This window comes from Serratia rubidaea (assembly GCF_016026735.1).
Classification (GTDB): domain Bacteria; phylum Pseudomonadota; class Gammaproteobacteria; order Enterobacterales; family Enterobacteriaceae; genus Serratia_B; species Serratia_B rubidaea.
On record NZ_CP065640.1, the window covers coordinates 3,284,658 to 3,305,676 of the forward strand.

Genomic DNA, 21,019 nt, shown 5'->3' on the forward strand with positions numbered 1-21,019 from the left:
GTAACTTAAGCCTGAGGCTGAGTTACAACGTCTTTAACGCCTTTAACTTCGATTTCTACACGGCGGTTCGGTGCCAGGCACTCGATCTGTGCTTTGGTAGCACGGCCGTTTTTGTAACCGCAGCTATCGGTAACTTGGTTAGCTTCGCCCATGCCACGTGCAGAGATTTTGTCTGCAGGGATGCCTTTAGAAACCAGGTAGTCAACTACGCTGCGAGCGCGGTTTTCAGACAGACGCTGGTTGGCTGCATCTTTACCAACTGGGTCAGTGTAGCCCAGAACAACTACGGAACCGTCTTTAGGATCCATAGAGCTCAGCTGGGAGTACAGCTGATCCAGAGCCTGCTGGCCTTCTGGTTTCAGAGTAGCTTTACCGAAGTTGAACAGAACGTCAGACTTCAGGGTGAAACGCTTGGTTTCAACAACTGGAGCTGGAGCTGGCGCTGGTGCTGGAGCAGCTTCGTCCTGACCGAAACGGTAAGAAACGCCCAGGCTCAGCATGGTGTTGTCTGGACGTGCGCCCACGGTGCCTGCGTCGCCGATGTTGCTAACGAACTGATAATCCAGGCGGGTAGCCCAGTTTTTGGTCAGTGCGTATTCAACACCAATTGCAGCCAGCGGAGAAACGCCGGTGTCGTGGTTGCTGATGCGGGTGCCATTGCCAAAGTTAGCTTTGGAATCTGCACGCCATACCATACCACCCAGACGGGTGTAGATGTCCAGATCGTCAGCGATTGGGTAGCTCAGTTTAGCTGCCAGCTGAACGCCCTGTGCCTTGAAAGCACCGTTGTTCACGCTGCCTTTGTAAGGCATACGGCCCAGCCAGTCATAGCCCAGCTCGAAGCCCAGGTATTGGTTCGCCTGGTAACCCAGGAACGCACCAGCACCCAATTGGTTTTCATGGATTGGGCCGTTACCGGTACCGGTGTAGCCGTTGCCATAGAAACCTACGTCATGATACTGGGACCAGCCCAGTTTAGCACCGGTGTACCAGGTGTTATCTTTTGGGGCGGCTTGCGCTACGGTAGCGAAACCGGCCAGTGCCACTGCTAATGCGATAGCTGTCTTTTTCATTTTGCGCCTCGTTATCATCCAAATAGGCAATGAGCTTTAAAGCTGATTTTTAAGCCCTTGGTTAAATTCCTTCGCCAAGGTTTGTGCCCTCGTTTGTTACTCTCCAGTTTTTTACTGGCGTTATAGAGCAACCTTGGCGATGTAAAGTCTACAACGTGGCGCGAAAGTTACAAGTGTGATGTGATAAAGCTCTAAAAAAAAACGCAGAAATAGTCATATTTGCTAACAAATTTAGGCGCATTTTTAGCCGATTTTTTGTTCGACTGAGGGCGTGGAACCGCGGCTGCTCTCGCTTTGTCCATGATCCCCCAAAGGTTCCGTTTTCGGGGGATAAAAATGATGGGAAAAATCCTAAATTTACTTAATGATACAAAGAAGAGTGAATTTTTAGGGTCGGAAACTGTCCCTGAGCCGGGATTGTGTCACGCTGAGGACGCATAATAAAACCGTAAGCATGACCCTGTTCAGCCGCCCGCTGTAATTTTAGACGATCTTCCGCGGTTAGCTCGGGCAACCAGCCGAGAACGGCGCTGTAGTTCCCCGTCAGCAACGCTTTTTCCATCGCATCGACCGTATTGATCGGGCTGATTTGGCTCAATTGTACGACTTTATCTGCAGGCAGGCCAGAGCGCTGCAGCCACAGCTTGCTGAGTTTCTGCTGCGGCGTTAGCCATAACAGCCAGCGCGACTGGGTGGCTAACTGCTGCAACAGCGGTAATAATAGAAGCTGAGTGACCGCGGGCTGATGCTCGTTGTAAACAAATTCACCGATCAGGCCATTTTCGCTGGCGCTGCCCGCAGAAGCGTTCTGCGCACCGTTCAGGGTAAACGCGTTATGGCTGCGATGGGCTTTGTGAAGTGATTGAGTACGCATGTGATATCCCGCCTGTAGTTGTACTGTATGTATATACAGTATCCGCAATATCTCCCGAGATCAAGCCAATTTTTCGTCACGCCTCGCATAATCGTGAACGTTTTTTGTACATATCTGAATTGTGATTGGCAGTGCAGACATTAATGCGTATTTTTCTATTACGTGTTCTCGTAAGTTTTATCTTATTGATTTTAATTATGATTGACTGAGAAGCCACAGAGGAGAACGTTATGCATGGAAGAACAATAGCAAGAGTCGCACAGGCAAAAGCCTGTTTTGATACATTGGGCACTATTACTACCCGTTCACAGTTCGGCGGCTACGGATTACTGGCAGACGGCGTGATGTTCGCCGTCGTTGCCGACGGCGAAATGTATTTGCGCGCCACCAAGAGTCTGGAGTCGGAGTTTCGCGCACGCGGCATGGTCAACATGGTGTACTCAAAGCGCGGCGTGCCGATCATCATGCGCTATTACTGGGTGGACCATCAGCTGTGGGGCGAGCCGCAGGCGCTGTTTGCGCTGGCCTGGCAGGCAAAGCGCGAGGCGAACAAAGAGATACAGAGCCGCAGCCGCGGCAGCCGGCGGTTGAAGGGGCTGCCCAATATCGATGCCGGCCTGGAGCGGCTGCTGTGGCGGGTGGGGATCCGCGACGTGTATGATCTGCGTCTGCAGGGGGCCAAGGGCTCTTTTCAGAAGCTGATGCGGCAGCAAAAAAACCTGGGGTTGAAGGCGCTGCTGTCGTTGGCCGGCGCGATTGCCGGCTACCATCACGCCGCGTTGCCCGATGAGATTCGCGGAGAACTGAGCGCCTGGTTTAATCAACAAATGCCGCAGTAAGGCGCGTTAACGACTTTAACGCGCCTTAATCTGGCTACAGGCTCATTGTGATTGCCCAATCTGCGCGTTCAACGACGTCAGCTCCGGCAGCAGCTCCACAACCAGCCCTATTTGCTGCAGAACTAACTGCTCTTTGCTTTCTGGCTCTGGCGTCAGCTGCGCGATGCGCGCGGACAGTTTTTCCAGCGCCAGGTTGATGCGTTGAGCATCGGCGGCGTCGTGTTGCAACGCGCCGTCTACGTAGCAAACGGCGTCGTTCAGCACGTTGAACACGTCGATATTGGTCAGCCGTTCACGATGGGCCCCCAATGCCGAAATATAACTCAGCAGCGTATGGTTAAGGCACAGCAGCCGGAAGGCTGCGTCCTGCGTCGCCTTGTCGGCTTTGGGGTCGGCGGACATATTTGAGATCACCGACGCCAGTTCCGCATCGCTGTTATGGGCGTCGCGGCGGGCAATACGGTAAGGCAGACCGTTATTTTTCCCTTCGTGGTACTGCACCAAAATGGCGTCCAGGTAGCGGCAGTCGGCATCCAGCGTTTTGCTGACGACGGCGGAAAGCTGACGGAAGCGCCAGTCCGGCCAGATAAAGGTCACGGCCGCCCAGGCGATGGCGCAGCCCAGCAGCGTGTCGTAAACGCGCGGAGCGGCGACTTCGAAACCCTCGCCCAGCAGGTTGAAGCACAGCAGCACCAACAGGGTGATAAACATGGTGGCGTGAGCGTACTGCACCGTACGGAAGGCGAAAAACAGCACGCCGCTGATCACGATCAGCACCAGCTGGCCTTCGGTCGACGGGACAAAGTACAGGATTGGCAGGCCGATCAGAACGCCCGCCAGGGTGCCGATAATCCGCAGCGCCAGCCGCCGGCGGGTGGCGTTGTAGTTAGGCTGGCAGACAAACAGGCTGGTGAGCAGGATCCAGTAACCGTGCCGCATTCCGGTCAGTTGAATAAACGCATAGCCGATGCACAGCACGACCGACATGCGGATGGCATGGCGGAACAGCGCCGATTGCGGCGTCAGGTGGCGGCTGATGCGCAGGCGGATATCGCTCCAGCCGGTGAGCCGGTCGTCTGACAGGCTGTTCTCTTCTTCCTGACCGTTGGCCAGCGCCTGTTCCGATTCAATATTCGCCAGCTGGGCGTCAATCGCCCGCAGGTTTTTCAGCAGATGGGACAACGCCTTGGTCAGCTCGCGGTTATCAGCATTGACGGCGATGCGCGCCAGCGCCTCTTCGATACGGGTAAACGCCGGTTCAAAGCGGCTGTTGTGCTGATATTTCTGCCGCAGCAGGATTGACTGCGCCAGCTGCTGGCAGGCGCGGGCCTGTTTACTGAGTAACCGCTGGAAGCGGAACAGAATATCGCTGTGGCGGAACTGTTTGCTCAACGCCTGATACTGTACGTGTGAAGAGCTGGCGCGCTCATGGATGTCCTGCGCGACAAAGTAGTAATGCAGGGTACGGCGGGTGCCGCGCTGGCCGCGATCGCCTTTCAGGCGGGTCAGCAGCGACATTTTAGTCTGGTTCAGCGTGCTGACCAGGCTGCTGTTGGCCATGGCGACGTCCATCCACGGCAGGTCGGCGTCCTTTTCGGCGTCCGGGTCGAACAGATTGGCCTTGGCGTCCAGATAATTGGCCAGCTGCTGGTAGCAACGCGCCAGGTTCTCCTGCAGCGGGCGGATAGGGAACAGCAGATGGCCGATCAGCGTCAGCAGGTTATACCACACCGCGCCGACAATCAGCAGAATCGGTTGCTGATACCAGACGTCATACATCGAGGTGCCGAGCATGGCGTACACCGCAATCAGCAGAGCGCCAAACGCGATGGTGGCATAGCGCTGCCCCAGGGCGCCCAGCAGAATAAAGCCGCAGGTAGACAGCGCCAGGCCCAGGATAAACAGCCACGGGTAGGGGAACAGCAGTTCGATCGACGCGGAAGCAATAAAGAAGCAGACCAGCGTAATCAGCAGATTACGCAGCCTGCCGGCGAGCCGGTCATCCAGATCGGTGAGGGCGGCGGCGACCACCCCCAGCGTCAGCGGAATGGTGAGCTTGGCAACGCCCAGCCACCAGGGAACGGCGGTGGTGCCGACCAGAGCGATAAAAATACGCAGGTTGTAAAGCAAACTGCTGTTGTAGGCATAACGACGCAGCGCCGGTGCAAAAGCAAGCACAAAAAAACTCCTCAGACGGAGAAAAAGTTAACGTTGTTGGTATTGGCGACGTGCATTTTCACTTCTGGCCTGCTGAGCCATTTCGACGGAAACCACCCGGCGTCCGACCGGCCACAGCGCAATGGCGGCGATTTTAAAGTTGGCGATGCCTACCGGGATGCCGATAATGCTGATGCACTGGGTGATGCCGGCGGCAATGTGCGACAGGCACAGCCACCAGCCGAAGAAGATCAGCCAGAACACATTGAGCAGCGAACCGCCGGCGGAAAGCAGGGCATTGCTTTTTTCCGGGTACAGTTCGTTGACGCTGATTGCTTCATTGCCGTAAGGCAGGAAGGAGAGTTTGGTGATTTCCCAGCAGGAGCGAGTTAACGGCAGGGTAAAGATTAAGACGATACTGACCAGGGTGGCAAACAGCCACGCCAGGGTCGTGAAAAAACCGCCTAACACAAAATTCAGAATATTCAGTACAGTACGCATAGTTGGGACTCTGCTCTAATCATGGTCAAACCGCAGGGCGGTTGCGTTTGCTATCAAAACGTAGAAACTATTCTACCCTTTTTTTAGCGCTAGAGTGCCACTGCTTATCGCAGGTAAACTGGCAACTCTCCAATCTCAATAGAGTCATGGCACGCCGATATGGAACTTAAAGCGACATCGCTGGGAAAACACCTGGCTCAGCATCCTTATAACAGAGTACGACTGTTGCATGCCGGCGTTGAGGTCAGCGGTGAAAAGCATGAATACCTGATTCCGTTCAATCAGCTGATCGAGGTCCGCTGTAAGCGCGGCATCGTCTGGGGTGAACTGGAGTTCGAACTGCCGGACGAAAAAGTGGTGCGTCTGCACGGCACCGAATGGCAGGAAACACAGCGTTTCTACCACTATATGCTGCAGGCGTGGCAGCGCTGGAGCGCCGAAATGAGCGAGATCAGCGCCGGCGTGCTGCAGCAGCAGGTGGAAAACATCCGGCGCATTGAGCAGCAGGACAAATGGTTCAAGCGGTCGTCGCTGGGCAAGCTGCAGCAGCAGATCCGCGAGGCCTTCGGCGCATTGCCGATGCCGGCGGCGCGTCTGGAAAGTTTTGACAACTGCCGCGATGATTACCGCCTCTGCCTGCAGTGGCTGCAGCACGGGCCGCACAGCGTCGCCGAGCGCAACCGGCAGTGGACGGAGCGGATGTTGGCGGAGCATGACGATTTCTTCCGGACGGTGGAAACCTCGCCGCTGAACGATTCGCAAAGCCGGGCGGTGGTCAATGGTGAAGACTCGGTGCTGGTGTTGGCCGGCGCCGGCAGCGGTAAAACGTCCGTGCTGGTGGCGCGCGCCGGGTGGCTGCTGCGCCGGCAGGAGGCGGCGCCGGAACAGATCCTGCTGCTGGCGTTCGGCCGGCAGGCGGCCGAAGAGATGAACCAGCGGATAGAGGAACGCCTGGGCGTCAGCGCGATTCAGGCGAAAACCTTTCACGCGCTGGCGCTGCAGATTATCCAGCAGGGCAGCCGTAAAGTTCCCGTCATCAGTAAGCTGGAAACCGACAGCAAGGCCCGGCGTGACTTACTGATTGCCAACTGGCAGCAGCAGTGCGCCGAGAAAAAGGCGCAGGCGAAAGGCTGGCGTCAGTGGCTGACGGAGGAGCTGGCGTGGGAAGTGCCCGAAGGGGACTTCTGGCAGGATCGGCGGCTGGCGTCGCGCCTGGCGGGGCGCCTGGAGCGCTGGCTGGGCCTGATGCGCATGCACGGCGGCAGCCAGGCGGAGATGATTGAGCAGGCGGATGACGAGAGCCGCGATCTGTTCTCCAAACGTATCCGGCTGATGGCGCCGCTGCTGAAGGCGTGGAAAAGCGCGCTGAAGGAGGAGGGGGCGGTCGACTTCTCCGGCCTGATTCATCAGGCGGTCAACATTCTGGAAAAAGGGCGCTTCGTCAGCCCCTGGAAACATATTCTGGTGGACGAGTTCCAGGATATTTCACCGCAGCGCGCGCAGCTGCTGGCCGCATTGCGCAAGCAGAATACCCAGACCTGCCTGTTTGCCGTCGGCGACGACTGGCAGGCTATTTATCGTTTCAGCGGGGCGGAGCTCAGCCTGACCACCGCGTTTGCCGAGAACTTCGGCGCCGGGGCGCAGTGCGCGCTGGATACCACCTATCGCTTCAACGAACGCATCGGCGATATCGCCAACCGTTTTGTACAGCAGAACCCGCATCAGCTGAAAAAGCCGCTTAACAGCCTGAGCAAAGGCAACAAGAAGTCGGTGGCGATTCTGCCGCAGGAGCAGCTGGAAAATCTGCTGGATAAGCTCAGCGGTTACGCCAAACCCGACGAACGCATCTTGCTGCTGGCGCGTTACCACCACTTAAAGCCGGAGCTGTTGCAGAAGGCCGCCACCCGCTGGCCGAAGCTGAATCTCGACTTTATGACTATCCATGCCAGCAAGGGGCAGCAGGCGGAGTATGTCATTATCGTCGGGCTGCATGACGGCAACGACGGTTTCCCGGCGGTAGTGCGCGAATCGGTGCTGGAAGACGTGCTGCTGCCGCAGCCGGAAGATTTCCCGGATGCGGAAGAGCGGCGGTTGCTGTACGTGGCGCTGACGCGCGCCAAACATCAGGTGTGGCTGCTGCAGGATCGCGAGCGGCCGTCGGTATTTGTCGAACAGCTGCATGAGCTGGGCGTGCCGCTGCAGAAAAAACCGTGATCGCCGGGCCGCGGCAGTCGGCCCGGCATCGGCCGTTATTTCAGGCGTGCTTGCAGATAGCGCTGATAGTCGGGAATGGTGATGTCCACGGCCTGTGTGAACAGTGAGGAGTCAATCAGGAAATCGGCGGTGGCGCGGTTGGTGGCCACCGGAATGTTCCACACCGTCGCCAGACGCAGCAGCGCCTTGACGTCGGGGTCATGAGGCACGGCATTGAGCGGGTCCCAGAAGAAAATCAGCATATCGATCTTGCCTTCCGAGATCAGCGCGCCGACCTGCTGATCGCCGCCCATCGGGCCGCTTAACATACTTTGTACCGGAATACCGCTGGCGCGCTGGATCAGATTGCCGGTGGTGCCGGTGGCGTACAGCTGGTGTTGGGACAGCGCCGCTTTATGCTCTTCAACCCAGCGCAGCAAATCCTGTTTACGGTGATCGTGCGCCACCAGGGCGATATGTTTACGTTCCGCAATCGTGCGGGTAGTCACTTCCATTGCAATATCCTTGGCTTACCGATTCATACTCAGCAGATTACTGAAACCGCGTTTTTCTGCCTAGCGTTTACGCATTGAAAATTATGATTAAGTGATATCCGCCGGCTTTTGGCCCGCTGTCGAGGGCATTATGGCGTATGCCAGGGTTTAGCGCCGGATAAGCGTTCCCGATCGTCGGCGCTCTGGCGCGCAAAGGCCGGAACGGCGGCCGGACGCGGTTGGCGGTTATAGTCGGCGACGGTTTTCTCCAGCCGCTCATGGGCATACGGTGGGGTAATGCGCAGAATGTCGCGTTTTGCCGGCAATGCTTTCCCCTGTTTATCAATCACCTGATAGTTTTGCTGCTGTTCAAAGCGTTGGCCATCCTGCTGGCTGTCGATCGGGGGGAGCTGGATCGCCACCGTACTGACATTATGCGTGTTGAATGCCACCAGCATCAGCGGCGAGGTGTATAACGAAGGCGGCTGGCTTGCCGCGTGCAGGGGTTTACTGACCTTAAACAGCAGTTGATGCTGCCCGCCGTTTAATTCGAGACTGTCAGCGCCTTTTAACAGCGAGCCGGTCATCTGCTTGCCGTCAACGACCAACAGTTCGATATCCGGGGAGAGTTTCAGGGTCGTAGCTACGGCCGGCAGGCTCAGGCACACGCCGAGCAATCCCGTAACCACCAGACCAAATTTCATTCGTTATCTCCTTATCTGCAGGCATGCTTTCTATTGTTGGGGAGCGGACACAGTGTGTCAAAATTTTTCCGTCAGCCGCTACGGCTTACATTTTGTCATTTTTATTGATTGTTAGACACATAATCCGCCGCCGCCGGTCGGTTGATTCCTTCAGACCGCAAAAATGCCGCAGGGTTGCAGCGTTTGTTATTTTTATCCGGGACTTATCGGCGCAGGTTTATTGCCTGCCTGCGAGCGCGTTTGGGTATAGACTAAACGGCAGGTATTAGCCGCCAATAATCAGGAGAGCGAGATGGACGATCGTGAAATTGCCGAGGTGCTGCGGCAGGTGAAAACTATTGCGCTGGTCGGTGCCAGCGATAAACCCGCGCGCGCGAGCTATGGCGTGATGGCCTACCTGCTGTCGCAGGGCTATCAGGTGACGCCGGTCAGCCCGAAGCTGGCCGGACAGACGCTGCTGGGTCAGCAGGTGTACGCCAGTCTGGATGACATTCCCCATTCCATTGATATGGTCGATGTTTTTCGTAATTCGGAAGCGGCCTACGGCGTGGCGCAGGAGGCGATTGCCATCGGCGCCAAGGTGCTTTGGCTGCAGATTGGCGTGATTAATAGCCAGGCGGAAGAGCTGGCGCAGGCGGCCGGACTCAAAGTGGTGATGGATCGCTGCCCGAAAATCGAAATCCCGCGTCTGGGGCTGGAGCGATAAAAACACAGGGCCCGATGTAGCGTCGGGCCCTGCGGGTTTCTCAGGCGTGATGCTCAGTTGCGCAGGCGGGGCGCCTGCAGCTGGCTGCGGATGGATTCAGCCAGTTCATCAAGCGACGGCTGCTCCGGGTGCGCATCTTGCTCTTCCCCGGCCAGCTGCGCCTCTGCCAGATAGGTATGCACCGGCTGGCCCTCTTCGTCTTCCATCACGACGTGGTACCACGGTGCGGAACGTAAATCATCGTTGGCGGCGATTTCGTCAGCCTTGGGTTGTTCCAAAGAGTATTCCGGGTCGATATCAATCACGACGCCCAGATACCCCAGCAGTTTATGACGAACCTGTTGTCCGATACCGAATTTGCTGGCAATCATGGTGACCTCCTGAGAAACAGTTTTTTGCCCGATCCTTTGCATACCCTGGATATGGGGGCAAAACGGCCTATTTCAAGTTACATCACCCGGCACGCAAACCCTTTCAGATACAACCCTTCCGGATAGGTGGCGATCACCGGGTGATCGGCGGCCTGCCGATACTGCTCTATAAATTGTATATCACAACCGGCATCGACAGCGGCGTCGGCCAGGATTTTTTGGAACAAATCGGTCGCCATCAGCCCGGAGCAGGAGAAGCTCAGCAAGATCCCGCCGGGATTGAGCAGCTGCAGCGCCAGCATATTGATATCTTTATAGCCCCGACAGGCGCTGGCCAGCTGGTTTTTATTTTCGACGAACTTCGGCGGATCCATAATGATCAGGTCGAACTTCTCTCCCTGATTGCGACAGTTGCGCAGCAGCTGGAACACATCGTCCCGCACGAACTCGGCCTTGCTGACATCCAGCCGGTTGAGCTCAACGTTCTGGCGGGCCACGTCCAGCGCCGCCTGCGAGGTATCAACGCTGATCACCTGGCTGCAGCCGCCCATCAGGGCCGAGACGGCGAAAGCGCCGGTATAGGAGAAGCAGTTCAGCACGCGGCGACCGGCGGCAAAATTACGCGCCGCCAGGCGGCTGTCGCGCTGATCGAGATAGAAACCGGTTTTGTGCCCCTGCTGAATATCGACCAGCAGCTGCATGCCGTGCTCGGTAATCGGCAACAGCGCCGGCGGCAGCTCGCCCAGCACCGGGCCCTGCGTCAGCGGCAGGCCCTCTTTTTTACGCACCGCCACGTCGGAGCGATCGTAAATCGCACATTCCGGGTAGCAGTGCTGCAGGGCGGTAATCAGCGCGGCGCGTTGATGTTCAGCGCCGGCAGACAGCAGCTGCAGCACCAGGAAATTCTGGAAGCGGTCAATGGTAATGCCCGGCATGCCGTCAGATTCGCCGGCAATCAGGCGGTAGCCGTTCAGGCCGTCGCGTTTGGCGACCCAGTCACGCCAGCTTTGCGCCTGCTGTAAGCGGCGGATAAAGAACGCGCTATCAACCGCCTCATCCTGCTGGAAGGTCCAGACGCGCGCACGGATTTGCGACTCCGGCGAATAGGCGCCGCGGGCCAGCCATTTTCCCTGACAGTCGTGGATATCGATGGTTTCGCCGGAAAGCGGTTTGCCTTCGATGCGTTGGACCGCGCCGGAGAAGACCCAGGGATGACGACGAAGCAAGGACTTTTCACGTCCTTTAGCGAGAAACAGGCGCATTATAATTACTCTTTCAATACGGTGGATGACGACGGATAGGTCATTATCAGTCAAAATGACATCAATCATCGGCGGGCGAGGGCGTCGGCCGGCGATGTGGGATGGATGTCCGCTGGATGGCGCAGCGGCCATCATGTCGGGCTAGTTTACGTGATTTGTTAGAATAATCCGACAGAGTTGTGATATTCCGCCGGCGGCAGCGGCAGGAAACGGCGCGGCGGAGTGGTAATAAAGAGGGGGCGGTGATGACGCAGATGTGTAAAGTGGCCTATGTCTACGGCCTGGTGCAGGGCGTGGGCTTTCGTTACAACACGCAGATTAAGGCGACGGCGTTGGGCCTGAGCGGCTATGCGCGCAACCTGGATGACGGCAGCGTGGAAGTGTTGGCGTGCGGGGAAGCGCAGCAGGTTGAGGCGCTGATCGACTGGCTGCAGCAGGGCGGCCCACGCAGCGCGCGCGTTGATCGCGTGCTGGTGGAGCCAAGGGGCGCGCAGGCCCTACAGGGATTTACGATTCGCTATTGAGCGTCGGCGGCTTAGATACATTTGACCGGCTTGGGCAGACCGGCGATCTTGGTTGCCTGTTTGGCCGGGCCTTTCGGGAATAAGCGGTATAAATAGCGGCTGTTGCCTTTTTCTTCGCCGTACTTCTGCGCCATGGCCTTCACCAGCATACGGATTGCCGGTGAGGTATTAAATTCCTGATAGAAATTACGCACAAAACGCACCACTTCCCAATGCGCGTCCGTCAGGACAATCTCTTCCTGCGCCGCTAACAGCGGCGCCAGGCCTTCATGCCAGTCGGCGCTGTTTTTCAGGTAGCCCTGCGCATCGGTATCAATAATCTGACCTTCAAACTCCAACATACAGCCTCAATAACGGGTAACTGATCACGTTGCGCAGTCTAACAAATTTAAGCGGCGGCAAACACCGGGGCCGAAGGTGCAGGGACGGCATCCGCCCACGGCGTTGACTACACTCTGAGAGGGCATTTAGGCCCGAGTTCGTCCCATCAACCAGAGTATTAAGGACGCTGATATGAGTATGATGAAAGCCGCTGCATTTATTGAAAAAGGGCGTATTGAGCTTGTTGATAAGCCGATTCCTACCCCCGGCCCCAATGATGCGTTGCTGAAGATTACCACCACCACCATTTGCGGCACGGATATTCATATTCTGAAAGGGGAGTACCCGGTATCCAGGATGCTGACCGTGGGCCATGAGCCGGTCGGCATTATTGAAAAACTGGGCAGTAACGTAAAGGGGTATCGGGAAGGGCAGCGGGCGCTGGCCGGCGCCATTTGCCCCTCGTTCACGTCTTATGCCTGCCAGGACGGCTACCCCGCGCAGGACGGCTCGCATTTGCCCGGCTGTGCTTGCCACGGCTATAAGGCCACCGCCGGCTGGCGCTTTGGCAATGTGATTGACGGTACCCAGGCGGAGTACGTGCTGGTGCCGGATGCCGAAGCGAACCTGGCGCCGATCCCCGACGGCCTGTCCGATGAACAGGTGCTGATGTGTCCGGACGCGATGTCCACCGGCTTTAAGGGCGCGGAAAACGCCGGCATCAAGATTGGTGATGTGGTGGCGGTATTTGCTCAGGGACCGATTGGTTTATATGCGACCGCCGGCGCGCGTCTGCGCGGCGCCAGCCTGGTGATCGCCGTCAGCAGCGCGCCGGAGAAGTTGGCGATAGCCGGCCGGATGGGGGCCAACGTGCTGCTCAATTACAAACAGGTCGACGTGGTGGATGAGATTATGAAGATCACCGGCGGACGCGGCGTGGACGCCAGCATTGAGTGCCTGGGCACGCAGCACACCTTTAATCAGGCGCTGCGGGTGCTGAAACCGGGCGGCACGCTTTCCAGCCTCGGCGTATACAGTGAGGATTTGCAATTACCGGTTAACGCGATCGCTAACGGATTGGGAGACCACACCATCCGTACCGCGCTGTGCCCCGGCGGTAAAGAGCGGATGCGCAGAATGATGAACGTGGTGCAGCATGGCGGCCTGGACTTGACGCCGCTCATCACCCATCGTTTCCCGCTCGATGAGATCGTTGATGCCTATAGACTGTTTGCGGAAAAACGCGACGGCGTGATTAAGCTGGCGATTAGCGCCTGACGCCGGCCGTTAAACGTAAAAAAGCCCCCGCGTAGGCGGAGGCTTTTATCATCATCTTACCGGTGATAAATCAGTTGCTGCGGGCGAAGCCCAGAATGCTCAGCAGGCTGATAAACATGTTGTACAGCGAGACATACAGGCCGACGGTGGCGCGGATGTAGTTGGTTTCGCCGCCGTGGATAATGTTGCTGGTTTCCCACAGGATGGCGCCGGCGGAGAACAGAATAAACAGCACGCTGATTGCCAGGTGCAGGGCAGGGATCTGCAGGAACAGGTTGGCGATCACCGCCACCAGCAGCACCACAAAGCCCGCCATCATCATCCCGGACAGGAACGACATATCCTTACGGGTGGTCAGCACGTAGGCCGAGCAGCAGAAGAACACCAGCGCGGTGCCGCCCAGCGCCAGCATAATCAGGTCGCCGGCGCCGGCATTCAGGAACGAGCTGAGGATCGGGCCCAGGGTATAGCCCATAAAGCCGGTCAGTGCGAAGGCGGCCAGGATACCCGCCGGGCTGTTGGCCAGCTTGTGGGTCAGGAACATCAGGCCGTAGAAACCGACCAGCATCAGCAGCAGCCCCGGCGCCGGCAGCCCCAGCATGGTGCTGGCGGTAGCGGTCAGCGCGGAGAAGCCCAGCGTCAGGGAAAGCAGGAAATAGGTATTGCGCAGCACCTTGTGGGTGCTGAGCAGCGAATCGCGCGAGGATGAGACGACAGTGCGGTCCATAGAATGATCTCTCTTATCAGGTCATCACAAAATTAGTTACGATGATAGAGAGCGCAAGCGATTGATTAAAGTTTGTTTACCAATCTTTACCCTTAGTATCATTGGTGCAACGGCGTACGATTTGCTGCTTTATTCGGCGAGCGGCGCGAGCGTGCTGTTTTTTCACGCGGTTGAACGGCCGCAGCCTTTACAAGCCCACGCACTGTGTTTATAGTTCGCCTCATTACGGAGGGGTGGCCGAGTGGCTGAAGGCAACGGTCTTGAAAACCGTCGACGGGCAACCGTTCCAGAGTTCGAATCTCTGCTCCTCCGCCATATTACAGACCCCGGGCTTAGCGATAAGCCCGGGGTTTTTCGTTATGGGCCGCCGTGAGTCAGCAGAGCGTATCTGCGCGGCGGCGGCTGTTGCGTATCGCGTATTAATTTCTTCTCCCCGCCGTCAGTTCCTCAACGTTGTAACGCTTCCTTTGGCAAGCCCGCCGTTTTCACCCGCCTGACGTTAACCGCGCCGAAATGGCATGTTTATTTCGAGCAGAGCCCAGCGTATCGCACGGCAATAATAAGCCTGCTGTGTATCCAAAGTGATTAATCCTGTTAAATGACGCCGCACAACTCTCCGGTATTTAAATGCACGCCATTTCTTTTTGTTGATCGCGCACGGCTGAATAGCGACAGACGTCTCATTTTTAATAAAAAATAAACCTTAGGACATTTCTTTTTTATTAGGCGTATTTTGATCAATCTATGAGATTAGGATTCGCCGATCGTTTTATGTGCGCCCTTATCCCACAAGGCTTTGGTGGGTATTGTTAGGATTTTTCTTGTAAATCAACTCGATGCTTCCTTTTTTTGTGATGGCAAAAAAGAAACATTTTGTTACATATAAAGATTTTCAATCATGCCATTAACGTTTTTAAACTCCCGCCATAGGTAATTATCTGAATTTTTATTTTTCAGAAAAAACCTAGGATACCGTGTCATGTCGCTAATGGATAAAAGCGCTTGCTGTGACCCCGGTTATTTATTTACGTCGGAGGACGTAAACAGGGATGTGCCGTACTGGCAACTCAGCCTTTCTGTTTTTATTCATCAACGGCATTGAGCGTTTCTATTTATTGCATAGAACAGGGATAGCCAATGTCTAACTCATACCAGTCCGAGATCCCCAAGGCCCGCGTCAATATCAAGCTGGACCTGCATACCGGCGGCGCCCAGAAAAAAGTCGAACTGCCCCTCAAGCTGATGGTGGTGGGGGATTACAGCAACGGCAGTGAACAACGCCCGCTGTCCGAGCGCGAAAAGATCAACGTTAACAAAAACAATTTTGACAGCGTGCTGGCCGAATTCTCTCCGTCGGTCAACCTGGCGGTGGAAAACACCCTGGCCGGCGACGGCAGCGAGGAAAACGTCAGCCTGACGTTCCGCGAGATGAATGATTTCACCCCGGAACAGGTTGCCCGCCAGATCCCGCAGCTGAAAGCCATGCTGGCCATGCGCAACCTGCTGCGCGACCTGAAGGCCAACCTGCTGGACAACCAGACGTTCCGTAAAGAGCTGGAGAAAATTCTGCTGGATCCCGCCCTGAGCGCTGAACTGCGCGATGAACTGTCCGCCCTGGCGCCGGCGCAGCCGTAACGGCCGCGATATTTAACGGATTAACGAGAGAAAATGCTGATGTCTGTAAAAAATGAGAATGCCGCCGGCGGTGAGAGTGTGGTGCTGGAACGTCCGCAGGCGGGCGGTGTGTATGCTTCCCTGTTTGAAAAAATCAACCTGAACCCGGTGGCGTCGCTGAGCGCGCTGGACAGCTGGCAGGATAACCAGACGATGTCCGACGCCACGGCGGACGAACGCGTCACCGCCGCGATGCAGATCTTCCTGGAGCGTCTGAAGCAGTCCGGCGACAAGGTGGAAAAACTCGACAAGACCCTGCTGGATCACCACATTGCCGAACTGGACCACCAGATCAGCCGCCAGCTGGACGCGGTGATGCACCACGAGGACTTCCAGCGCGTTGAATCCCTGTGGCGCGGCATGAAGTCGCTGGTGGACAAAACTGATTTCCGTCAGAACGTCAAAATCGAGCTGCTGGATCTGTCGAAGGACGACCTGCGGCAGGATTTTGAAGACGCGCCGGAAATCGTGCAAAGCGGCCTCTACCTGCAGACCTACGTTGCCGAATACGACACCCCGGGCGGCGAGCCGATCGGCGCGCTGATCTCCGCCTATGAGTTCGACGCCTCCGCGCAGGATATCGCGCTGCTGCGCAATATTTCCAAGGTGTCCGCCGCGGCGCACATGCCGTTTATCGGCTCCGCCGGGCCGAAGTTTTTCCTGAAAGACAACATGGAAGACGTCGCCGCCATTAAGGATATCGGCAACTACTTTGACCGCGCCGAATACCTCAAATGGAAAGCCTTCCGCGAAACCGATGACGCCCGCTATATCGGCCTGGTGATGCCGCGCGTGCTGGGCCGCCTGCCGTATGGCCCGGACACCGTGCCGGTGCGCAGCTTTAACTATGTGGAAGAGGTCAAAGGCCCGGACCACGATAAATACCTGTGGACCAACGCCTCCTTCGCGTTCGCCGCCAATATGGTGCGCAGCTTTATCAACAACGGCTGGTGCGTGCAGATCCGCGGCCCGCAGGCGGGCGGCGCGGTGCAGGACCTGCCGATCCATCTCTACGATCTCGGCACCGGCAACCAGGTGAAAATCCCGTCGGAAGTGATGATCCCGGAAACCCGTGAGTTTGAGTTCGCCAACCTGGGCTTTATCCCGCTGTCGTACTACAAAAACCGCGACTATGCGTGCTTCTTCTCCGCCAACTCCGCCCAGAAGCCGGCGCTGTACGACACCGCGGACGCTACCGCCAACAGCCGCATCAACGCACGTCTGCCGTATATCTTCCTGCTGTCGCGCATCGCGCACTACCTGAAGCTGATCCAGCGCGAAAACATCGGCACCACCAAGGATCGCCGCCTGCTGGAGCTGGAGCTGAACACCTGGGTACGCAGCCTGGTGACCGAAATGACCGACCCGGGCGACGAGCTGCAGGCCTCGCACCCGCTGCGCGACGCCAGGGTGGCGGTGGAAGATATCGAAGACAACCCGGGCTTCTTCCGCGTGAAGCTGTATGCGGTGCCGCACTTCCAGGTGGAAGGGATGGACGTCAACCTGTCGCTGGTATCCCAGATGCCGAAGGCGAAAGCATAAGGCGGGTTATCGGGGATGAAAATCTATCGTCCGTTGTGGACTGACGGGGCCGTGCTGGCCCCACAGCAGTTCCAGCAGCAGTCTGAATGGGAAGCATTTTCCAGGGCGGGAGTCTCTTCCCTCAACTCACCTTTCCCGTGGGGAGTTGAGCGTGTTGAACTGGATAATCAACATCTGGCGTCGGGGCGCATTCAGGCACAGTTTCTGCGTCTGTGGCTGCCCGACGGTACGCTGGTTGACACGCAGAACAGCGATTTGCCGCCTGAGCCGCGTGAAATCCCGTCCCCCGTCAGGGGAAGCACTGAGCGGCTGACGGTCTTTCTGGCTCTGCCGGTGATGCAGCCGGGCATCGTTAACGTTCAGACCGATACCGTGCGGGCCGAGCGCCCGCTGCGTTATCGTGAAGAGTGGGCGGTGGTTCCGGATGCGTTTGGCAAGGAAGAAGAATCGATGGCGGTGGCTAGGTTTAATCTTGCTTTCCGTTTTGACACTGAGAGCAACGATGCCTGGCAGACCTGTGCGGTAGCCCGTTTGCTACCGGACGGAAACGCAGGCTGGCGTCAGGATCCGGACTTTATCCCGCCCATGGCGCTATTTTCGGCAAGCGGCCTGTTGCACGAACGTCTGGTGCTGCTAAATCGTCAGTTGCGTTCTCGTCGTCAGCGCCTGATGGCGATGCGTCGCGAAAGTAATGACCGCATGGCGGACTTCGCGGTTGCCGACGTCTCGTTGTTCTGGTTGCTGAACGCGCTGAATACTCATGCTCGTGTGCTAACCGAGTTTGAACGTTTCCCGGCCCGTCATCCTGAGCAGGTATGGGCGGAGCTGGCACGGCTGGCAGGCAGTATGCTGACGTTTTCACTGGATCGCGATCTGGACGCTATTCCGGGCTATGACCATCAGGCCCCGGAAAACACCTTCCCGCCGCTATTTGAGCTTATTAGTGAGCTGCTTGAAGCCAGCCTGCCGTCCCGCGTTATTGCCGTGGAGATGACTCGCCAGGACGAGCAGACCTGGAAAGCGGTATTGCACGATATTCGTCTGCGTGAAGAAGCCGATTTCTACCTGTCTGTCCGTTCAAATCTGCCGGCCTGGCAAGTGGCTGAGAAGTTTGCCGATATGGCCCTGGCCGGAACTCCGGATGATGTAGGTCAGATTTCCGGCGTAGCAATGGAAGGCATTGGACTAATCCCTCTCAGCCGTGTCCCTGCGGCATTGCCGGTGCGTCTGGAAAATCAGTACTTCGTGCTGGATATGGAGAGCCGTGCAGCGCATGACATGCTGGAGCAGGGGGTATGCCTGTTCTACGTGCCGTCATTGTTGGGCGAGCTTGAACTTGAACTGTTTGCGGTACTGCGCTCATGAGAAAGGATATCGATATTGACAGCCTGATGGCGGATACCTGGCTTACCGTGGCGCAGCTGCGTCACGGCGCCAAGGCGCCGAACGGGCAGGCGCTGTATAAAAATTGCTGTGCACAGGTGGAAAGCGTGCGTGAAGCGCTGGAACGAGCCGGTTATGACAGTGAGAGCATCACACATATTTCTTATGCGCAGTGTGCTCTGCTGGATGAAGCGGTGATGAACCGTAAGCCCGTGTCTGCAGATGAATACGTGAATTCGCCGGACTCTGAATCTGAGGCTCTACAGAAAACCGACATGGACGAAGGCATCAAAGCCTGGCGTGCCGCACCGCTGCAGGCCCGTTACTTTGGCTCGCTGCGTGCAGGTGGTGCATTGTATGACCGCATCGCGGAAGTGCTGCGTCAGCCGTCTCCGGTTCCTGCGGTGCTGACCTGCTACCAGCGTGTTCTTGCATTGGGATTTCAGGGGCAGTTTAGCCTCTCCGGCGTCGGACAATCGCAGCGAGACGAAGTAATTGCCGCCCTGAACGAGCGTGTCCCACGACTGGAGACGGGGAGCGATCTGGTTGTACAGAAAACAGGTAAGCGGCGCTACAACATTCTGCGTTCAGTGTGGTTCTGGATCGTTATGGCCGTGGTGTTCACGGCGCTGGTTTGGACAGGTGGCCACCTGTGGTTGCAACACCTTCTGCACCAGCAATTACCGGAGCTGCGCTGATGCGAAAGTCTGCGCTGATATGGGCTGCATTACCGGTGCTGATTTGTCTGGCGGCTGCGCTCTGGGTTATGTGGGGATTTCTGAATGTCTCCGTGCTGGTTAAAAGCGTGCTGACGTTGGCTGGCTTCATGGTGGCGCTGCTGCTGATGCATCGCCGCTATCGCCGTCAGCAGCCTGTTGGCCAGCATGTTGATGAGGATGGTTACCCGCCAGCTGGTTTTACCGGCCCAGTTTTACTGGTATGCGGCGATATCAACGATCGCCTGTTTGCGGATGGTGGATGTCGCACCACGGCGCAGGGCTGCTATCTGAAAGTGGGGTCAACGGATCGGTTAAGCAAATTTGCTGACCGCTTGCTGGTGCGTGAACCTCGCATGGCCGGACAACTGGTCGTCATGTTCCGCTGTCTGCCGGACTTGCACGAAGATGAAGGGCTGTTGCGTGCTTCTCTGAAGGTGCTGCGCCAACAGGTGAAGCAGATGAAGAATCTTTCCGGCTATTTGCCTCCTGTCGTGCTGGCTGGAGAGTTTTCCGGGCCGGAAACGCCGTGGATTATGATTCGGGGCAAAACGCCGTTGGTCTGCCCGACGGATGAGCCTGCGCTGACGCTGGAGGAGTGGCGTGCCCTGCCTGAAAACGTAACGCGTTTACCATATCTGTCCCATGCAATGAACCTGCTGCAGCAGGTGGTGATGGAGGAACTGAAGAAAGCAGACCGTCTGTATCCGGCCGTCTCGCCGTTTGCGGTGGTTGTTCGTAGCGGCGCAGTTCGAACTCAGACGGAAGCCGTCTGGCCGCAGTGGCTGTTCCGCCATTCGACATTGTTACCTCCGACAGCGACCGCAACGTATCCGGCGCAGTGGCATTTTGCCGACCCGGTACTGCCGGTGCTTGCTCCTTATGCCATGCCGCTTCAGGGCGGAAAAACCGGGCGTTGGGTGGTGATCTCCCTATTGCTTTGCATCATCAGCGCGCTGGGCTTGTCCGTACTGCACAACCAGTCTCTTATCGGGCGGATTGCCTCCGATCTGCAGCGTTGGTACGCCATTCCGATGACGCTCTACGCGCCGAAAGCGCAGTCCCTGCATGCCCTGCAACAGGATGCCTTGCTGTTGGAACGCTGGCAGCGCCAGGGCGAGCCGCAGCGTTACGGCCTGGGGCTTTATCCGGGCGAGCGGTTGTGGCTGAGCGTACAGCAGGCGATTGATACTTATATTCCACCGCCGCCGCCACCGCCGCCAGAAGTCAAACCGCAGGCGCCGGCGCCGAAAATTGTCCGCCTCGACAGCATGTCGCTGTTTGACTCCGGCAAGGCGGAGCTGAAAGCCGGCTCGACCAAAATGCTGGTCAATTCGCTGGTGGGCATCAAGGCCAAACCGGGCTGGCTGATTGTGGTCAGCGGCCATACCGACAACACCGGCAAGGCGCAGCTGAATCAGCGGCTGTCGCTGCAGCGCGCCGAGGCGGTACGCAACTGGATGCGCGATACCGGCGACGTGCCGGAAAGCTGTTTTGCGGTGCAGGGCTACGGCGCAAGCCGCCCTGTCGCCGACAACGATACGTCGGAAGGCCGTGCGCTTAACCGACGCGTCGAAATCAGTCTGGTACCGCAGGCGGACGCCTGCCGGCTGCCGGACGCAACCCCGCCGTCATCATTGGAAGGTGACGGCGTTGATAACAACGAGTGGAGAAAATGAA

Annotated in this window: 20 protein-coding genes and 1 tRNA gene; 11 read left to right on the plus strand and 10 right to left on the minus strand. The window is 57.3% G+C overall.

From position 1 onward, the window contains the following. Positions 1 to 5: 5 nt before the first annotated feature. Together ompA and sulA are read right to left on the minus strand one after the other, a co-directional pair. Positions 6 to 1,073: a porin OmpA gene (ompA, locus tag I6G83_RS15320; RefSeq protein ID WP_015671801.1), complete on the minus strand. Its 1,068-nt coding sequence runs from the start codon at positions 1,071 to 1,073 to the stop codon at positions 6 to 8. Between the two features lie 361 nt (positions 1,074 to 1,434). Next, a complete protein-coding gene (gene sulA / locus I6G83_RS15325; RefSeq protein ID WP_054305504.1) occupies positions 1,435 to 1,947 on the minus strand; it encodes an SOS-induced cell division inhibitor SulA in 513 nt (170 codons plus the stop codon). Positions 1,948 to 2,177: 230 nt separating this feature from the next. Here sulA and I6G83_RS15330 point away from each other — a divergent pair, with 230 nt between their 5' ends. After that, on the plus strand, positions 2,178 to 2,786 hold the full coding sequence (locus I6G83_RS15330) for a TfoX/Sxy family DNA transformation protein (protein ID WP_054305505.1): 609 nt from the start codon (positions 2,178 to 2,180) through the stop codon (positions 2,784 to 2,786). A gap of 42 nt (positions 2,787 to 2,828) precedes the next feature. On the opposite strand, the gene yccS is transcribed toward I6G83_RS15330, so the two are convergent. Further along, positions 2,829 to 4,964: a YccS family putative transporter gene (gene yccS / locus I6G83_RS15335; RefSeq protein ID WP_054305506.1), complete on the minus strand. Its 2,136-nt coding sequence runs from the start codon at positions 4,962 to 4,964 to the stop codon at positions 2,829 to 2,831. A 27-nt stretch (positions 4,965 to 4,991) separates the two neighbouring features. Then, positions 4,992 to 5,444: a YccF domain-containing protein gene (locus tag I6G83_RS15340; RefSeq protein ID WP_015671805.1), complete on the minus strand. Its 453-nt coding sequence runs from the start codon at positions 5,442 to 5,444 to the stop codon at positions 4,992 to 4,994. 159 nt (positions 5,445 to 5,603) lie between these two features. On the opposite strand from I6G83_RS15340, the gene helD reads away from it, so the two are divergent. Further along, positions 5,604 to 7,658, plus strand: coding sequence for a DNA helicase IV (gene helD / locus I6G83_RS15345; RefSeq protein WP_054305507.1), 2,055 nt, complete (start codon positions 5,604 to 5,606; stop codon positions 7,656 to 7,658). A gap of 35 nt (positions 7,659 to 7,693) precedes the next feature. On the opposite strand, the gene I6G83_RS15350 is transcribed toward helD, so the two are convergent. Beyond that, positions 7,694 to 8,152, minus strand: coding sequence for a methylglyoxal synthase (locus I6G83_RS15350; RefSeq protein WP_054305508.1), 459 nt, complete (start codon positions 8,150 to 8,152; stop codon positions 7,694 to 7,696). A 128-nt stretch (positions 8,153 to 8,280) separates the two neighbouring features. After that, positions 8,281 to 8,835: a DUF2057 family protein gene (locus tag I6G83_RS15355; protein ID WP_054305509.1), complete on the minus strand. Its 555-nt coding sequence runs from the start codon at positions 8,833 to 8,835 to the stop codon at positions 8,281 to 8,283. Positions 8,836 to 9,127: 292 nt separating this feature from the next. Between I6G83_RS15355 and I6G83_RS15360 the strand changes: the two genes are divergently transcribed. Further along, a complete protein-coding gene (locus I6G83_RS15360) occupies positions 9,128 to 9,541 on the plus strand; it encodes a CoA-binding protein (protein ID WP_054305510.1) in 414 nt (137 codons plus the stop codon). Positions 9,542 to 9,594: 53 nt separating this feature from the next. Here I6G83_RS15360 and hspQ read toward each other — a convergent pair whose 3' ends face one another. Together hspQ and rlmI are read right to left on the minus strand one after the other, a co-directional pair. Next, positions 9,595 to 9,912, minus strand: a complete 318-nt coding sequence (gene hspQ / locus I6G83_RS15365; protein WP_054305511.1) for a heat shock protein HspQ — start codon at positions 9,910 to 9,912, stop codon at positions 9,595 to 9,597. A gap of 77 nt (positions 9,913 to 9,989) precedes the next feature. Further along, a complete protein-coding gene (rlmI, locus tag I6G83_RS15370) occupies positions 9,990 to 11,180 on the minus strand; it encodes a 23S rRNA (cytosine(1962)-C(5))-methyltransferase RlmI (protein ID WP_171020791.1) in 1,191 nt (396 codons plus the stop codon). A gap of 239 nt (positions 11,181 to 11,419) precedes the next feature. Between rlmI and yccX the strand changes: the two genes are divergently transcribed. Further along, positions 11,420 to 11,698, plus strand: coding sequence for an acylphosphatase (yccX, locus tag I6G83_RS15375; RefSeq protein ID WP_054305513.1), 279 nt, complete (start codon positions 11,420 to 11,422; stop codon positions 11,696 to 11,698). An 11-nt stretch (positions 11,699 to 11,709) separates the two neighbouring features. Here the strand turns inward: yccX and tusE are convergent, their stop codons facing one another. Beyond that, on the minus strand, positions 11,710 to 12,039 hold the full coding sequence (gene tusE / locus I6G83_RS15380; RefSeq protein ID WP_054305514.1) for a sulfurtransferase TusE: 330 nt from the start codon (positions 12,037 to 12,039) through the stop codon (positions 11,710 to 11,712). Between the two features lie 172 nt (positions 12,040 to 12,211). On the opposite strand from tusE, the gene I6G83_RS15385 reads away from it, so the two are divergent. Then, positions 12,212 to 13,297: an NAD(P)-dependent alcohol dehydrogenase gene (locus I6G83_RS15385; protein ID WP_054305515.1), complete on the plus strand. Its 1,086-nt coding sequence runs from the start codon at positions 12,212 to 12,214 to the stop codon at positions 13,295 to 13,297. A 70-nt stretch (positions 13,298 to 13,367) separates the two neighbouring features. Here the strand turns inward: I6G83_RS15385 and yccA are convergent, their stop codons facing one another. Further along, entirely contained in the window at positions 13,368 to 14,024 is a 657-nt protein-coding gene (gene yccA, locus I6G83_RS15390) for an FtsH protease modulator YccA (protein WP_054305516.1), read from the minus strand. A gap of 227 nt (positions 14,025 to 14,251) precedes the next feature. Between yccA and I6G83_RS15395 the strand changes: the two genes are divergently transcribed. The 6 genes from I6G83_RS15395 (at position 14,252) to I6G83_RS15420 (ending at position 21,018) form a co-directional block, all read left to right on the plus strand. Beyond that, positions 14,252 to 14,339: transfer RNA gene (locus I6G83_RS15395), tRNA-Ser, on the plus strand. A gap of 822 nt (positions 14,340 to 15,161) precedes the next feature. After that, positions 15,162 to 15,659 carry a type VI secretion system contractile sheath small subunit gene (gene tssB, locus I6G83_RS15400; protein ID WP_015671817.1) on the plus strand — a complete coding sequence of 166 codons (498 nt, stop codon included), beginning with the start codon at positions 15,162 to 15,164 and terminating at the stop codon, positions 15,657 to 15,659. Positions 15,660 to 15,692: 33 nt separating this feature from the next. Continuing rightward, positions 15,693 to 17,240, plus strand: a complete 1,548-nt coding sequence (gene tssC / locus I6G83_RS15405; RefSeq protein WP_054305517.1) for a type VI secretion system contractile sheath large subunit — start codon at positions 15,693 to 15,695, stop codon at positions 17,238 to 17,240. 15 nt (positions 17,241 to 17,255) lie between these two features. Next, positions 17,256 to 18,605: a type VI secretion system baseplate subunit TssK gene (gene tssK, locus I6G83_RS15410; protein WP_054305518.1), complete on the plus strand. Its 1,350-nt coding sequence runs from the start codon at positions 17,256 to 17,258 to the stop codon at positions 18,603 to 18,605. Further along, a complete protein-coding gene (gene tssL / locus I6G83_RS15415) occupies positions 18,602 to 19,321 on the plus strand; it encodes a type VI secretion system protein TssL, short form (RefSeq protein WP_054305519.1) in 720 nt (239 codons plus the stop codon). Before tssK ends, tssL begins: the two co-directional genes overlap by 4 nt. After that, positions 19,321 to 21,018 (plus strand): OmpA family protein, encoded by a 1,698-nt coding sequence (locus tag I6G83_RS15420; protein ID WP_054305520.1) that lies wholly within the window; start codon positions 19,321 to 19,323, stop codon positions 21,016 to 21,018. The genes tssL and I6G83_RS15420 overlap by 1 nt, the downstream gene beginning before the upstream one ends. The last annotated feature ends 1 nt before the right edge of the window (position 21,019 follow it).